The organism is Maritalea mobilis, from assembly GCF_004363175.1.
GTDB classification, from domain to species: domain Bacteria; phylum Pseudomonadota; class Alphaproteobacteria; order Rhizobiales; family Devosiaceae; genus Maritalea; species Maritalea mobilis.
In genome coordinates this window covers 966168-979427 of record NZ_SNYR01000001.1, presented here as the reverse complement: position 1 = coordinate 979427, position 13260 = coordinate 966168, and the positions used below count along the sequence as shown (strand labels likewise).

Here is a 13260-nt window from a genome sequence, read left to right as displayed (position 1 = left end):
TTTACGGAATGCCACTAATACCAAAACGCTTTAGGCATCAGACCAATTTGTCTGACAATATATAAGAAAATTCTAATAAAATACTGAATTTCCCCGGGTTTTGGTAACGAGTGGTCAACAATATGTGCACTACTCTGAATTGTATTTCGCAATTAACGTTGCGGGCAATTTAGACAGGAGAGCGCATATGTTGTTGTCAATGCGTGCATTAGCGGGTGTAAAGATTTTCGCTAGTGCATTTGTGCTCTTTTTTGCATTGGCCGTTTCAAGCATCCTATTGGCACGCCTGTCTGGTGACGTGGCTATTTTCTGGCCGGCAAATGCTGCAATTGTGGCTTTATGCTTGATTTCTGGCCTGCGCTGGCTGCCATTGGCACTTTTCGGCGCCTTTCTTGCAAATATTTCTGCCCAAATATTGTTTGGTGATCCCATCACGTCCGTAATGGGTTTTCCTGTAGCCAACTGCATGGAGATATTTTTCGTCAGTATCGCCCTGCGCTGGCTAAAATTGGACGAAAGGCCGATTTCCTCTGCGAAAGAAGTGATGTTTTTCACGCTCGCTCTTTGCGCTGCGCTGATGCCCAGCGCATTGTTGGGCGCGGCCATTGTCAGCCTTGTGTTTGCTGGGCCTTATTATAGCAATTTCATTTTCTGGTGGGTGGGCGATATTGTCAGCGCCATTATTGTGTTGTTGCCTTTGGTTTCAACAGGGTGGCCACACAAATGGCGTTTGTCGCTTAATCGTGAGCGTTTGAAGAAAGTGGTGCGTGAAACCGCAATCTTTTTGGCCTTTCTCACGCTCAATATGGCGGTGCTAAACGCTTTGGGCATGCCTGTTGTATTGGCCATAATGGCGCCAAGCTTTTGGATGGCGCTAGATGGCAAGCCGTTCAAGGTCGCCGTGGCGTGCGGGCTTTTTATCCTGGGTGTCTCCGCGGCCGTTATTGCTGGTGTCTGGCCCTCAAACGGATTGAGCGAAGCTTTGCGCGATCAGGTGTTCGAAGTTCAAATCTTCACGCTGTTCGCCGTTCTGCCATCTTATGCCATTGCGGTCGCCATTTATGATCTTGCACGTTCCAAAGAGGAAATGACCCAAAGCAATATGCGATTGTCAGTGACATTGGCGAACATGAACCAGGGCGTGTCCTGCTTTGATGATCAGTTCAAATTGACCGTTTGGAACGAAAAATATGTTCAGATGTTTGATATGACGTCTCGGGATGTTGAGCAAATTCGCCAGTTCGAAGATTTGCTCAAACTGCAAAAATCCAATGGCAATTTTTCGGGTACGCCGCAAAAATTACTGGATGATATTTTATCTTGCGTTCGGGTCGGCAAGGAATTTGTGGCTGAAACTGAGTTGAGCAATGGGCGTGTGATTAAATCTGTGCATTCGCCAACACCTTTAGGTGGGTGGATTGCAACTCATGATGACATTACAGAAATGCGCACGATGGAGCGGCGGTTGGCCTATGAATCATTGCATGATCCGCTAACCGGGCTACCCAACCGCCGCTATTTCGATCAGGAAATGCAGCGGCGTATTGACGCAAAAACAGACGAATGCAGCCCCATCACCCTGTTCTTTGTGGATCTCGACCACTTTAAACAGATCAATGATAATGTGGGGCACAATGCGGGCGACGCTGCATTGCAGCATATTGGCCGGGCCATTCGTGAAAATATTGATGAGGCAGATTTTGTAGCTCGGCTGGGCGGCGATGAGTTTGCCATCATTTCAACGCGGTTTGAAAATGCTGAAAAAGCAGGGAATATGGCCGAGCGCTTGAACGCAGAATTGCGCGCGCCGTTTTATTTTAACGGCCAGCAAGTGTGTTGCGATGTGAGCATCGGCATTACCATGGGCCAAGGCACAAATATTGACGTGGAGCGCCTTAGAGCTGAAGCCGATGTTGCCCTATATGGAGCAAAGCGAGCAGGGCGGGGCCAGCACCAAGTTTACCGCGCAAAGGGCAAAGTGGCGTAGCTAGTTCTGAATGATATTCAGATTTTTCAGTTTGCCATGATCTTCAGGATCGATCATTTCCACGAAAAAGCGTGCGACAGTGTCTTTGGTTTCTGGGGGCAGTTTATCCAGTGCTTCGCGCATGCGGTGCGACTGGTTGGCGGATAGGGTGGTGAAGAATTCAGCGCCTTTGTTTGTGGGATACAGCAAGCGCTTTCGTCGATCCTTTTGCCCAGTACGCTGTTCAATATAGCCATTGTCGATCAGTTGCCGCAGCACCCGCGCGAGGCTTTGTTTGGTGATTTTGAGCAAGTCGAGCAGGTCTGCCACGGTCATGCCGGGGCGCAGATTGACGAAATAAAGCACGCGGTGGTGGGCACGACCAAAGCCTTGGCGCGACAAAAGCTCGTCTGCTTCATGCACAAAATCGCGATAGGCGAAGAATAAAAGTCCCATTAAATCAAGGGGCATGGCGTCCATAATGTCTTTTGACGCACTTTCTTGATCGGAATTTATGTCAGCCTTGTTGACATTTATTTTGTTGGCTGTCATGCTTCACCCTGTTCACAGTTTGATTTACACTTATCCCAAAGCCTAGGGCATTTGCCAAGATCGGCAGCTTGCCAAATCCAAATTTTGCAGTTTTATGTCTAGGCAATGCGATAATCAGAGAAATTTCGGGCCAAAAGCCGATGTTAGGGAGAAGAAAATGGCCGGTGTACCTTTAGACCAACGCGATGGTTGGATTTGGTTTGATGGGGAAATGCGCGAATGGAAAGAGTGCAAAGTGCATGTGTTGACCCATGCGTTGCATTATGCCTCGAGCGTTTTTGAAGGGCAGCGGGCGTATAATGGTGAAGTGTTCAAATTGCATGAGCACTCCGAGCGTTTGCGCAAGTCAGCCAATATTTTGGATTTTGAAATTCCATATTCTGCTGACGAAATTGATGCGGCTTGCCGCGAGGTGTTGGAAAAGAACAATCTCACCAACGCTTATATGCGTCCGGTGGCATGGCGCGGTTCGCACGAGCTTGGTCTTGGCGCGCACAGCAACCCAGTTCACTTGGCAATCGCTGCTTGGGAATGGCCGAGCCTGTTCTCAATGGAAGAGAAGTTGAAAGGCGTTCGTCTGGCGTGGTCAGATTGGCAGCGCCCGGCACCAGATTCCGCCCCATTCGCGTCAAAGGCAGCGGGTCTTTATATGATCTGCACTCTGTCAAAGCACGCGGCGGAAGCCAAAGGCTATTCAGATGCGTTGATGCGCGACTATCGTGGCTATGTGGCTGAGGCGACAGGCGCCAACGTGTTTTTCATCAAAGATGGTGAAATTCATACGCCAATTCCAGATTGCTTCTTGGACGGCATTACCCGCCGTACCGTGATCGCGCTTGCGAAAGAGCAGGGCATCAATGTGATTGAGCGCATCATCAAGCCAGAAGAAATTGGTGATTTTGAAGAGTGCTTCCTCACTGGTTCTGCGGCGGAAGTGACACCTGTTGCTGAGATTGAAGGCACCGTGTTTGAAAAGCGCGACATTTGTCAAAAAATGATCGAAGCTTATGCCAATGCCGTTCAGCCGAAAAAGGCTGCTGCTGAATAAGCGCCGCGCATAGCGAATTGAAAAACGCCGCTTCATTTGAGGCGGCGTTTTATTTTGTCCATTTTTCTTTGGCTGTTTCGTCCGTCTCACGGGCGTCCACCCAGTCGGTGCCCTGTGGTCCTACTTCCTTTTTCCAAAAAGGCGCGTCGGTTTTTAGCCAATCCATCACATAGTTTGCCCCGTCAAAGGCGGCTTGGCGATGGTGGCTTGCCGCCATCACTTGCACGATAGGTTCGCCCACTTTCATTTCGCCAAAGCGGTGCACCACCTGAATGGCCAGCAAGTTGAAACGCTCTATCGCGTCCTGCGCAAAGCGCTCGATCTGCTTTTGCGCCATGGTGGGATGGTGTTCCAAAATCAGCGCCTCAATCGGCTTGTCGGGTGTGGAGCGCACCAAGCCCGTAAAGGTCGTCACCGCGCCTGCTTCGGGCAGATCGTGGGTGAACTGATTGACCAGCGCGCCTGCATCAAACATTTCCGCTTGAATGGTGACTTTGACTGACATTAGCCACCTGTCATGGGTGGGAAAATCGAGACTTCTTTGGCGGCACCTATTGCCGTATCCAGCTCCACAAGCTCGTCGTCAAGCGCAAGGCGGATGGTTGTTTCAGGGGGCACGACTGCGGCAAAATCTTCGTCAGTTTCGCGCAAATGGTGCAGCAAATCCTCGACAGTTTTTACCTCGTTCGGCAAATCGAGCTCTTGCGTGTCTCGGTTCAGCCGTTCGCGAATCCAAGCGAAATAGCGGATAATCATTTCGCCACCGTTTTGTCGGTCAGTTTTGGCCATGCGCCTGCGAAATATTCATAGCCCGTATAAACCGTCAGCAACGCTGCCAGCCACATTAGGCCATTTGCAGCGGATTCAACATTGGGCACCAACGGCACCACCATGAAAGTCGCCAGTGCGACGAGTTGCACGGTGGTTTTATATTTGGCCAATTTAGACACGTGCACGGTGATCTGCGCGTTGCCTAGATATTCGCGCAGACCTGCCACGGCGATCTCGCGGAACATGATGGCGATGGCTAACCATGTTTGTTGTTGGCTGAACTCGCCCGTATAGGCGAAGGCGATCAACAAGGTGCCAACCAGCAGCTTGTCGGCAATCGGGTCAAGCATGCGCCCTAAGTCCGACACGATGTTCATTTTACGGGCCAGATAGCCATCTAGATAGTCGGTGAGGCAAGCGATAACATAAAGGATAAAGGCCACTTGCCGGGCCACATAATGGTCGATAAAGACCAGCCAAATGATCACTGGAATCGCGATAATACGGGAAATGGTCAAGAGATTGGGCAAGTTCATTTTATCGCCTTTGTGCCGAAATTTGGGCCGAGTTTATGACCTATTGAAATGATCGTAAATGGTTTGCGCCATTTGTTTTGAAATGCCCGGAACGGACTGCAAATCGGAAAGGGCCGCGCGGCCAACTGATTTGGCTGACCCGAAGTGATTGAGCAGATTGCGCTTGCGGCTCGGGCCAATGCCTTCAATTTCATCCAGCGGATTTTTGACGATGGCTTTGGAGCGTTTTGCGCGGTGTGTGCCGATGGCAAAGCGGTGCGCTTCATCGCGCAGGCGCTGTACATAATAAAGCACCGGGTCGCGCGCCGGCAGCATAAAGGGCTCGCGCCCATCAATGAAAAATGTCTCGCGCCCAGCATTCCGCTCTTCGCCTTTGGCAATGCCGATCAGCGTCAATTTTTGTGGCAGGTCGAATTGCTCTAACACTTTGCGCACTGCGCTTAGTTGGCCCTTGCCACCATCGATTAGCAGCACATCTGGCCAGTCCGGCATGTTGCTTGGGTCTTTCAGTAATTCTTCATCGGGCTTTTCATATTCATTCACCAGCCGTTTGAAGCGGCGGGTCAGCACCTCATTCATCATGCCAAAGTCGTCGCCGGGCGTCAGTTCTTCGGATTTGATGTTGAAGGTGCGGTAGTGCTTTTTGGAAAGCCCTTCACGGCCTGCCACCACCATGGCGCCAACAGCATTGGTGCCTTGAATGTGGGAGTTATCGTAAATCTCAATCCGCTTGGGCGGTTCGTCCAAATTGAACGTTTTTGCCATGCCTTCCAGCAGGCTGGTTTGTGATGCGCTTTCCGCCAATTGCCGGCCCAAAGCCTGGCGGGCATTGTCGAGCGCGTGCTCCACCAGCTGTCGCTTTTCGCCGCGCTGTGGGGTTTGTACCTCTATCTTGCGGTCCGCCCGAATGCTTAGCGCTTCCTGCAGAAGTTTAGGGTTTTCTACCGGGTGGGAAAGCAGCACAGCTTTAGGTGGCGTTCGGTTCTCATAAAACTGCGCAACAAAAGCTTCCAGCACTTCGGCTTCCTCAAGGCTCTTATCCGCCCGCGGATAATAAGCGCGGTTGCCCCAGTTTTGGTGAGCACGGAAGAAGAAGACTTGAATGCAGAACCGTCCAGCTTCCTGATGGATTGCGAAAATATCACCTTCGGCAAAGCTTTGCGCGCTCATGTCGCCCTGCGATTGGATAAGGGCAAGAGCCGAAATCCGATCGCGGATCAGCGCGGCGCGTTCAAAGTCCAAATTTTCCGATGCTTCTTGCATCTCTTTAGACAATTGCGCCTGTACGCTTTTGGATTTGCCAGAAAGGAAGTCTACCGCATCTTGCACTAATTGCTGATAATCTGCGATTGAAATTTCGCCAGTGCAAGGCGCTGCGCAGCGCTTGATTTGGTGCTGCAAGCAAGGCCGGGTGCGGCCTTGATAATAGCTGTCTGAGCAGTTGCGCAGCAAAAAGGCTTTCTGCAATGCGGTGATGGTGCGGTTTACTGCCGTTACCGAAGCGAAGGGGCCGAAATAATGGCCCTTTTTGCGCCGCACGCCGCGGTGTTTGGTCAGCTCAGCTGCTTCATGTTCCGTGGCCAGCAAAATATAGGGGAAGCTTTTGTCGTCGCGTAACAACACATTGTAACGCGGCCGCAGGCGCTTGATCATATTTGCTTCGAGCAGCAGCGCCTCACTCTCGGTGTTTGTGGTGACAAACTCCATGGAGCGCGTGGCGGCGATCATGCGCCCGATGCGCACCGAATTGCCTTCATAGCGCGTGTAATTGGTCACGCGTGCTTTCAGGTTGCGGGCCTTGCCGACATAAATCACATTTTGCTGTTCATCCAGCATGCGATAAACCCCTGGCCCGGAGGGCAGGGTTTTCACAAAGCGTTTAATGATGTCGGGGCCGGGAGATGCGGTTGCTTCGTTCATTGCGACTCAAACATAGCGCAAAAACTAATTTGTTTCACCAATCTCAGTCCACATTAGATGTTGTCCACCATCCATGGCAATCATTTGCCCGGTCACTGATTTTGACATCAGAAAATAGCGGATTGTATCAACAATCTCGTCGAGTGAAGGACCCGTTTTCAGCGGCACGCTTTGCAGCTCGTCTTTGAACTCTGCTTCAGATTGATGCTCATTCTGCAAAGTGGGGCCGGGGCCAATTGCATTCACGCGGATGCGCGGGGCGAGTGCTTGCGCCAAGGTGCGCGTTGCGGTCCACAAAACTGTTTTTGACAGGGTGTAGCTGAAAAAACTTGGCTTGAGCGACCAAACGCGTTGGTCGATCATATTGATGATCAATCCGTTTTGGTTTTGGGGCAGTTGCGCCGCGAAATCTTTGGCCAAAAACATAGCGGCTTCTGCATGCACGCTAAAATGCTTTTGCCAAAGCTCGTGGGTTAGATCGTCAATGCTGTCTGGTTTGAACAGGCTTGCATTGTTGATCAGCCCAGTCAGCGGCCCAAAATGTTTGCTGGCCCGTTCAATCAGCGTGTCATATTGCGCGGGATCTGTGAGGTCCGCGCCTTCGATTGCTGTGTTCAAACCGCGTTCTGAAAGTTTGGCGGCCAAAGCGGCCGCCTCATCTTGCGAGCTATTATAGTGGATCACCACATTGTGCCCGTCTTCGGCCAAGCCTTCAGCTATAGCCGCGCCAATGCGGTTAGCTGCACCTGTGATCAGAAAAGTTTGTTTTTGCATTATCCAATGGGTAGCCCTTCAGCCAGTTGGTGTCCAATTTGAAAAACAACCACAAGATAAACAATATATGCAACACTCATCACGCCGCCTTCGATTTTGCCGATAGACCGATGCATAAACACAATCGGGGCCAAACCGATGGCGATGAACAGCATGACCCAATAATCGAAGGCCATAAAGTTCGGTGCCACTTTCAACGGCACGATCAAAGATGTGATGCCCAAGATCGACAAGATATTGAAGATGTTGGAGCCCACCGCGTTACCAATGGCAACTGCTGATTGGCGGCGAAGCGCAGCGGCCATGCCTGCCGCAAATTCTGGCAGAGATGTGCCCAAGGCAACAATGGTCAGGCCAACAGCACTGTCAGCAATGCCCATAATCGCCGCAATGTCCAAAGCGCTGTCGGTGGTCAATTTGCCGCCCAAAGGCAAGCCGATCACCCCGATGATCAGATAAAGCGCGATCTTTTTCGGATCTTCAGGCGCATCATCAATCTCTTCCATCAATTCTTCGATGTTCTGGCCACGCTTACGCATTTTGTTGGCTTCAAAGCCATTGTAAATCAAATAGCCAGCCAGGAGGCCAAGGAAGATCATGCCGTCGCCTGCGTCGATCACGCCGTCGATGCTCAAGATAATGAGCAACACGGAAACCATGATCATAAAGCTGGTGGAGCGTCGCAAACCTGTTTGCTTGCAGTCGAGTGCAAAAAACAAGGCGGGGAAACCCAACACCAAAAGGATGTTGGTGATGTTCGATCCAACCACATTACCGATGGCAAGGCCCGACGCGCCATCAAGCGCAGCGGAAATAGAGACCACCAATTCAGGTGCAGATGTGCCAAAGGCAACGACAGTTAAGCCAATGACGAGCGGGGGGATGCCCATTCGGTTCGACACGCCAACCGCGCCGCGAACAAGAAGATCACCGGTAACAACCAGCGTGGCCAATCCTAAGATGAGCAGAAAATAGGGCATTGCAACCTTTTAAAACGATTATCCGCGACCGCTAGATACTAGAACTGCCGCAAAACACAAGAGCACTTGATATGGTAAGCTGTGGAAGAGATTTAAAGGTATTGAACTGTGTTTCCAACCTTTTCATCGAAATTAATTTGATAAGGCATGTTTCCGTCGTTGTTTCTCACAATTATGTTAACGCACTGGCCCCCGGTTTGGTTTTCCGCATATTGTAATTTTATGACCAATCGCGGAACTGAGCCGAAATGATCACGACCACACATGTGTTAATTGCCGGTGCAGTTTTGTCCCGGCGCGACGCCCCCAAAAAGCAAAATATCCTGGCCTTTTTTGCGGGCTTTTTCCCTGACCTATCTGTGTTCCTTATGGTGGCTTTTTCAGCCATCACAGGGGTTGGGCGGGGCAATATGTGGCGCAGTCCGGACGGGCTTTATTGGCAGGAGCCGTGGCAAAGCTTTTCTGCGATTTCTAACTCCATGCCGCTTTATGCGTTTTTGATCATCCTCGGATGGATGTTGGCGATGTATGTGCCGCTCTATCGTTATTATTGGCGGATGATCGGCATATTTGGGGCCGGGGCATTGTTGCATGTGGTGGCCGATTTTCCCGTGCATACCGACGATGCGCATGTGCATTTTTGGCCGCTGACCGATTGGCGCTTTCATTCACCAGTGTCTTACTATCAAAGCGCCAATTATGGAGATATTGTCGGCGCGGTGGAGCTGGTGGTTGGCGTGGCGCTGGCGGGCTTATTGTTGTGGCGGTTTAAGAATTTGTGGGCGCGCATTTTCATTGTCGCGCTGCTTGCGCCCTATTTCATTTCCCTTGGCTTTATTTTCCGGAATTTTGTGCACTAGCTTTTGGCTTTGCCAATGTGGCCAAGCCAACGCCGGCTAAAATCATCACCGTTAGAGCGGCAAATTTAACAGTGAGCGGCTCACCCAAAAACACCACACCTGCAATTGCCGCGAGGGCAGGCACGCTGAGCTGCACAATGCCTGCGCGGGTACGGGTGAGGCCCGGCAGTGCCGTGTACCAAATGGCATAGCCCACACCAGAGGCTAAGGCACCAGACGCAATTGCAAGCAGCATGCCTTTCACGGTGATCAAGCTGGGGCTGAGTTGCATCAGCAAAATTGGCACGATCACAATTGAGCCCATCAAAAAGGCACGCCAGAAATTGCCTGCCGTATCCAAGGTCGGCGTGGTGGAACCGCGTCCCCAAAGAGAATAGGCACCCCATGCAATGCCTGCGCTCGCCATAAGGCCAACAGCCTGCAAGTTTGGTGCCTGGTCAAAACCGGGGCTAACCAAGGCAACAAAACCAACCAACGCCAACAAAAGCCCAATCAGTTCTAATGGTGATGGGCGGTCTCCCTTAATGATTGCCACGCCGAGCATGGTGAATTGCACCATGGCAAATAGGATCAGTGCGCCCATGCCTGCGCCCAGCCACAGATAGGCGATGGAGAAGCCGATCGCATATATGAACAGGGCGAAAGCGCTTCGCCATGTGCCAGCGGATGCAATGTCCTGCATGGATTTACGATTGACCAGCATGGCGATGAGCACCAGCGTGATCGCACCTGACCCCAAGCGCATCAGCGTGAAATTGTGTGGATCGATGGCCTGTTCCGCCAGCGCGGCGCGATTGAGCAAAGAGTTGGCGGCAAAGGCCAGCATGGCCAAACCGGTGAGCAGAAAAAGACGCATTATTGGCTTTCCGGGAAGATTTGCGGGAAGGTCAGATCGGCATTTTCATCATAGTCGAGGCCACAAACGGGCTGATAGAAGAATTTGCGCAATTGCATGCCATATCCTGCCCATTGCCACGTGCCTGACGAGCCACAATCACCAAGCCCTCGCGCTTTGGCAAATGAGGATACAGTGCGCGAATGCGGATCTAGAAAGGCATTGACGAGATAATCTACAGATGTCCATCCAGCGGTGTCGCTATATTCGACAAAATGTTGCGTTGTGGCGTTTTGCTGCTCTTTGTTCCAAATATATCCACGGGAAAGCAGATTATATGCGCCCGACGAGCACGGAAGCATATAGAGATCGCGGTTCGGGTCGAGTGCCATGCTTTCCCAAGATGAGAACATGTCGCTTTCCGCGCCAAAATCGCAATTGTCGCCATCGAAGTGCATGTCCAGAATCGGTTGCGGAATATCTCGCGATGGTTGTTCCAGCGCCGTAGCCAAGCGTTCCGCGCGCGGACCATAACCTGCATCGCGCGGCTCGCCCACTTTCTCTTGTTGCTCGTCAATCCAGAGCATTGATGCAGTTAGACCACGGAGTGAAAAGTTTAAGGTTTCGCGGCCGGATTCAGCATCGTAGGTCATGATCAACTCGTTGTTTGCCAGCATCTTTTCGAGCAACCGCCGCGCTTCATTGCCCAGAAAATAGAAATCATTGATGGCGCCAAATGCGGCGAAGCTGTTGGGGCGGTTGAAGTAAAGCGTGTTCGGCTCATCCTCAATCACAATAAAGCTTGTGTCGGTGGGCATGGTGGCCACGGTGGACAATGAAATTTCCCAACTGTCTGCCGATTTTTCCCGGCCCACGCGCAAAATATAATCCGCTACTGCGCCGCTGGGCGGGTTGGGATTGATGTAACTTGTGGCCGAGCAATAACCCGTTGCAGGACGGCAGGCGGCCAGCCAATCTTTAAAGTAAACGCGCTTTTCGCCAAAGGGCTGGGCTGACGCCAAATTGGTGAAGGTGAGCATGCACATACAGGCAATCAAGAGGGGTTTGAATGGACGCATGTGCAAGGTTCCTTCTTCTTTCAATTAACAGTCTGTTAATTAATTTCAAAAAGCGATAAGCTTTTCCCGTAACTCTATTTGAGGGAGGGGAAAATGGAAGCATTATTACCAATTATTATTCAACTCGTTGCTGGCGGCGTTGGCGGCAACGGCATTGCCCAAGCGCTTAAGCAAGTTAACTTAGGGCCGATTGGCAACACAATTGCTGGGGCAATTGGTGGCGTTGGCGGCACTGCACTTGCCGGCGCAGTGCCTGGCTTGGATGCCCTTGCGGGCATGGGCCTTGCAGGCGACGGCATTGCCGGGCTTGTTGGCGGTGGTGTTTTGACCGCTATTGCTGGCTTTGTAAAAAACAAAATGGCCAGCTAAGTTCAGCCCTTCAAACTTTGCCGTCGCATAAGGTGCGGCGGCTATCGCGCGGCCTTCACATAGGCGCTGGATAGATCTTCAATATCTACTGAAAAGCTGGATGCTTCCGGTAGGCTTTCCATCAGTAAATCAAGCAATTTCTGCGTCAGCTGCTTTTTAGTTTCCTCATCACGACCCGGCAGCAACTTGATGGTTGCGTGCACAAAATGATCATTCTCAAGCGCTTGCACCCGCCGCGCATAGCCAACTGCGCGCACCTTGATCGCGCTTGGATCAGGGAAAGTGGGGTGGGTGGCCATGGTGTCAAAAATCTCTTGGCACAAAGATTGTATGTGCTGATCACCGGCTAGATTTTGCGAATGTTCAACAATGATGTGCGGCATAAAAGATTTCCTTTTGTGATGGGGTCATTTGCAAATGTCATCCCCGGGGCATGATTTGGCATAGGCAATTTTAGAATTCGCTGATAGCGTGATCGTCCTGCCTTTATGAGCTTGGCGACTATATCGCGGAACAGCTCTCCGTAAATAGGAATTTCAATATGTCTGTGTTTCAGGTGCCGGATGACGCCAATGTGGCGAAGGGTATTAGCCTCACTTTGATCGCGATCCTTGTGTTTGGTGTGCAAGATGTTGCGGTTAAATTTCTGGTGACAGACTATCCTTTTACGCAGGTGGTGATGATCCGCTTTTGGGGCGTTGGGCTGTTTATTCTTGCTTGGCTTTGGCGTGAGGGCACACTGCGCACAGCGCTGAAAAGCAAAGCCCCTTATTTGCAACTTACCCGCGCCACACTTTTGGTTGTGGATATCTGGTGCTTTTCTGCCGCATTGAGCCTGATGCCGTTGGCGGATTTGCAGGCGATTTTCATGTTGTTTCCGATTGTGACGACTTTGTTGGCGATTCCTATGTTGGGTGAGCAGGTTGGGCTGGTGCGCTGGATGGCGATTATTGTGGGCTTTATTGGCACCATGATTGTGATCCGCCCCGGCTTTCAAGATCTCAATCTCGGTGTGTTTTTCCAACTTGGTGCTGTGTTCAGCTTTGCGGGCTATACGATTTTGACGCGCATGGTGTCTTCAAAAGACCGGACCTCCACCTCATTGGCCTATATGGCGCTGGTGGGGATTGTGCTTTCAACCGCTGTCGGGTTCCGCAGCTTTGAGATCATGACGCCACAAGCATTGATGCTGATGGGGCTGATCATCATCACCGCCAATATTGCTCACACCCTTTTCACCATGGCGTTGCGGGAAGCGCCTGCGAGCATTTTGCAGCCATTCAACTTTTTAATGCTGCCGGTGGCGATTGTGTTCAGCTTTATTGCCTTTGGTGATTTGATCGACAGCATTAGCCTTATTGGCGCGTCCATCACCGTTGGGGCAGGGCTGACAGTTTGGTGGCGAGAGCGGCAGAAAAAAATACGGACAGGCGAGGACATTCGCGGAGAGATCAGATAGGGGATGATCGCGAGGTCATGCCCAGCACCTGTCCGATTTATAAAGACGCAACCCGGATATTCTGAGCCCTTGCGAGGCATGAGATGAATGCCGCCCAGCCTATGCCGGGAT

At 51.3% G+C, this 13260-nt stretch carries 15 protein-coding genes; 5 read left to right on the top strand and 10 right to left on the bottom strand.

Going from position 1 to position 13260, the window contains the following annotated elements; translation table 11 throughout:
• The first annotated feature begins 187 nt into the window (after positions 1–187).
• Positions 188–1987, top strand: coding sequence for a diguanylate cyclase domain-containing protein (locus tag ATL17_RS04675; protein ID WP_133571595.1), 1800 nt, complete (start codon positions 188–190; stop codon positions 1985–1987).
• Here ATL17_RS04675 and ATL17_RS04670 read toward each other — a convergent pair whose 3' ends face one another.
• A complete protein-coding gene (locus ATL17_RS04670) occupies positions 1988–2518 on the bottom strand; it encodes a MarR family winged helix-turn-helix transcriptional regulator (protein ID WP_166638893.1) in 531 nt (176 codons plus the stop codon).
• 157 nt (positions 2519–2675) lie between these two features.
• Between ATL17_RS04670 and ATL17_RS04665 the strand changes: the two genes are divergently transcribed.
• Complete coding sequence (locus tag ATL17_RS04665; RefSeq protein ID WP_133571594.1) at positions 2676–3566, top strand: branched-chain amino acid aminotransferase; 891 nt, start codon at positions 2676–2678, stop codon at positions 3564–3566.
• A 49-nt stretch (positions 3567–3615) separates the two neighbouring features.
• Here ATL17_RS04665 and ATL17_RS04660 read toward each other — a convergent pair whose 3' ends face one another.
• From ATL17_RS04660 to ATL17_RS04635, 6 genes are read right to left on the bottom strand one after another with little or no spacing between them, the layout of a single operon-like run.
• The gene (locus tag ATL17_RS04660; RefSeq protein WP_133571593.1) at positions 3616–4071 is read right to left on the bottom strand and encodes a molybdenum cofactor biosynthesis protein MoaE; all 456 of its coding nucleotides are present in this window, start codon (positions 4069–4071) and stop codon (positions 3616–3618) included.
• A complete protein-coding gene (moaD, locus tag ATL17_RS04655) occupies positions 4071–4322 on the bottom strand; it encodes a molybdopterin converting factor subunit 1 (RefSeq protein WP_133571592.1) in 252 nt (83 codons plus the stop codon). The genes ATL17_RS04660 and moaD overlap by 1 nt, the downstream gene beginning before the upstream one ends.
• Positions 4319–4873 carry a CDP-diacylglycerol--glycerol-3-phosphate 3-phosphatidyltransferase gene (gene pgsA / locus ATL17_RS04650; protein ID WP_133571591.1) on the bottom strand — a complete coding sequence of 185 codons (555 nt, stop codon included), beginning with the start codon at positions 4871–4873 and terminating at the stop codon, positions 4319–4321. Before pgsA ends, moaD begins: the two co-directional genes overlap by 4 nt.
• Before the next feature lie 33 nt (positions 4874–4906).
• Complete coding sequence (gene uvrC, locus ATL17_RS04645) at positions 4907–6793, bottom strand: excinuclease ABC subunit UvrC (protein ID WP_133571590.1); 1887 nt, start codon at positions 6791–6793, stop codon at positions 4907–4909.
• Positions 6794–6817: 24 nt separating this feature from the next.
• Positions 6818–7567 carry an SDR family oxidoreductase gene (locus ATL17_RS04640; RefSeq protein ID WP_133571589.1) on the bottom strand — a complete coding sequence of 250 codons (750 nt, stop codon included), beginning with the start codon at positions 7565–7567 and terminating at the stop codon, positions 6818–6820.
• Complete coding sequence (locus ATL17_RS04635) at positions 7567–8547, bottom strand: calcium/sodium antiporter (protein ID WP_133571588.1); 981 nt, start codon at positions 8545–8547, stop codon at positions 7567–7569. The genes ATL17_RS04640 and ATL17_RS04635 overlap by 1 nt, the downstream gene beginning before the upstream one ends.
• 248 nt (positions 8548–8795) lie before the next feature.
• Here ATL17_RS04635 and ATL17_RS04630 point away from each other — a divergent pair, with 248 nt between their 5' ends.
• Positions 8796–9407 (top strand): hypothetical protein, encoded by a 612-nt coding sequence (locus tag ATL17_RS04630; protein WP_133571587.1) that lies wholly within the window; start codon positions 8796–8798, stop codon positions 9405–9407.
• On the opposite strand, the gene ATL17_RS04625 is transcribed toward ATL17_RS04630, so the two are convergent.
• Entirely contained in the window at positions 9382–10263 is an 882-nt protein-coding gene (locus tag ATL17_RS04625) for a DMT family transporter (protein ID WP_133571586.1), read from the bottom strand. The genes ATL17_RS04630 and ATL17_RS04625 overlap by 26 nt on opposite strands.
• On the bottom strand, positions 10263–11321 hold the full coding sequence (locus ATL17_RS04620) for a DUF1176 domain-containing protein (RefSeq protein WP_133571585.1): 1059 nt from the start codon (positions 11319–11321) through the stop codon (positions 10263–10265). The genes ATL17_RS04625 and ATL17_RS04620 overlap by 1 nt, the downstream gene beginning before the upstream one ends.
• A gap of 93 nt (positions 11322–11414) precedes the next feature.
• Here ATL17_RS04620 and ATL17_RS04615 point away from each other — a divergent pair, with 93 nt between their 5' ends.
• Positions 11415–11690, top strand: a complete 276-nt coding sequence (locus tag ATL17_RS04615; RefSeq protein ID WP_133571584.1) for a hypothetical protein — start codon at positions 11415–11417, stop codon at positions 11688–11690.
• Positions 11691–11731: 41 nt separating this feature from the next.
• Here the strand turns inward: ATL17_RS04615 and ATL17_RS04610 are convergent, their stop codons facing one another.
• Positions 11732–12073, bottom strand: coding sequence for a 5-carboxymethyl-2-hydroxymuconate Delta-isomerase (locus ATL17_RS04610; protein ID WP_133571583.1), 342 nt, complete (start codon positions 12071–12073; stop codon positions 11732–11734).
• 158 nt (positions 12074–12231) lie between these two features.
• On the opposite strand from ATL17_RS04610, the gene ATL17_RS04605 reads away from it, so the two are divergent.
• Positions 12232–13149: a DMT family transporter gene (locus tag ATL17_RS04605; protein WP_133571582.1), complete on the top strand. Its 918-nt coding sequence runs from the start codon at positions 12232–12234 to the stop codon at positions 13147–13149.
• The last annotated feature ends 111 nt before the right edge of the window (positions 13150–13260 follow it).

Bases quoted from the DNA above. Each gene is read 5' to 3' on its own strand.
- ATL17_RS04670 (WP_166638893.1), bottom strand. From the start codon at position 2,518: ATGACAGCCAACAAAATAAATGTCAACAAGGCTGACATAAATTCCGAT.
- ATL17_RS04620 (WP_133571585.1), bottom strand. From the start codon at position 11,321: ATGCGTCCATTCAAACCCCTCTTGATTGCCTGTATGTGCATGCTCACC.
- ATL17_RS04630 (WP_133571587.1), top strand. From the start codon at position 8,796: ATGATCACGACCACACATGTGTTAATTGCCGGTGCAGTTTTGTCCCGG.
- ATL17_RS04665 (WP_133571594.1), top strand. From the start codon at position 2,676: ATGGCCGGTGTACCTTTAGACCAACGCGATGGTTGGATTTGGTTTGAT.
- ATL17_RS04610 (WP_133571583.1), bottom strand. From the start codon at position 12,073: ATGCCGCACATCATTGTTGAACATTCGCAAAATCTAGCCGGTGATCAG.
- ATL17_RS04675 (WP_133571595.1), top strand. From the start codon at position 188: ATGTTGTTGTCAATGCGTGCATTAGCGGGTGTAAAGATTTTCGCTAGT.
- pgsA (WP_133571591.1), bottom strand. From the start codon at position 4,873: ATGAACTTGCCCAATCTCTTGACCATTTCCCGTATTATCGCGATTCCA.
- moaD (WP_133571592.1), bottom strand. From the start codon at position 4,322: ATGATTATCCGCTATTTCGCTTGGATTCGCGAACGGCTGAACCGAGAC.
- ATL17_RS04635 (WP_133571588.1), bottom strand. From the start codon at position 8,547: ATGCCCTATTTTCTGCTCATCTTAGGATTGGCCACGCTGGTTGTTACC.
- ATL17_RS04625 (WP_133571586.1), bottom strand. From the start codon at position 10,263: ATGCGTCTTTTTCTGCTCACCGGTTTGGCCATGCTGGCCTTTGCCGCC.
- ATL17_RS04605 (WP_133571582.1), top strand. From the start codon at position 12,232: ATGTCTGTGTTTCAGGTGCCGGATGACGCCAATGTGGCGAAGGGTATT.
- ATL17_RS04615 (WP_133571584.1), top strand. From the start codon at position 11,415: ATGGAAGCATTATTACCAATTATTATTCAACTCGTTGCTGGCGGCGTT.
- uvrC (WP_133571590.1), bottom strand. From the start codon at position 6,793: ATGAACGAAGCAACCGCATCTCCCGGCCCCGACATCATTAAACGCTTT.
- ATL17_RS04640 (WP_133571589.1), bottom strand. From the start codon at position 7,567: ATGCAAAAACAAACTTTTCTGATCACAGGTGCAGCTAACCGCATTGGC.
- ATL17_RS04660 (WP_133571593.1), bottom strand. From the start codon at position 4,071: ATGTCAGTCAAAGTCACCATTCAAGCGGAAATGTTTGATGCAGGCGCG.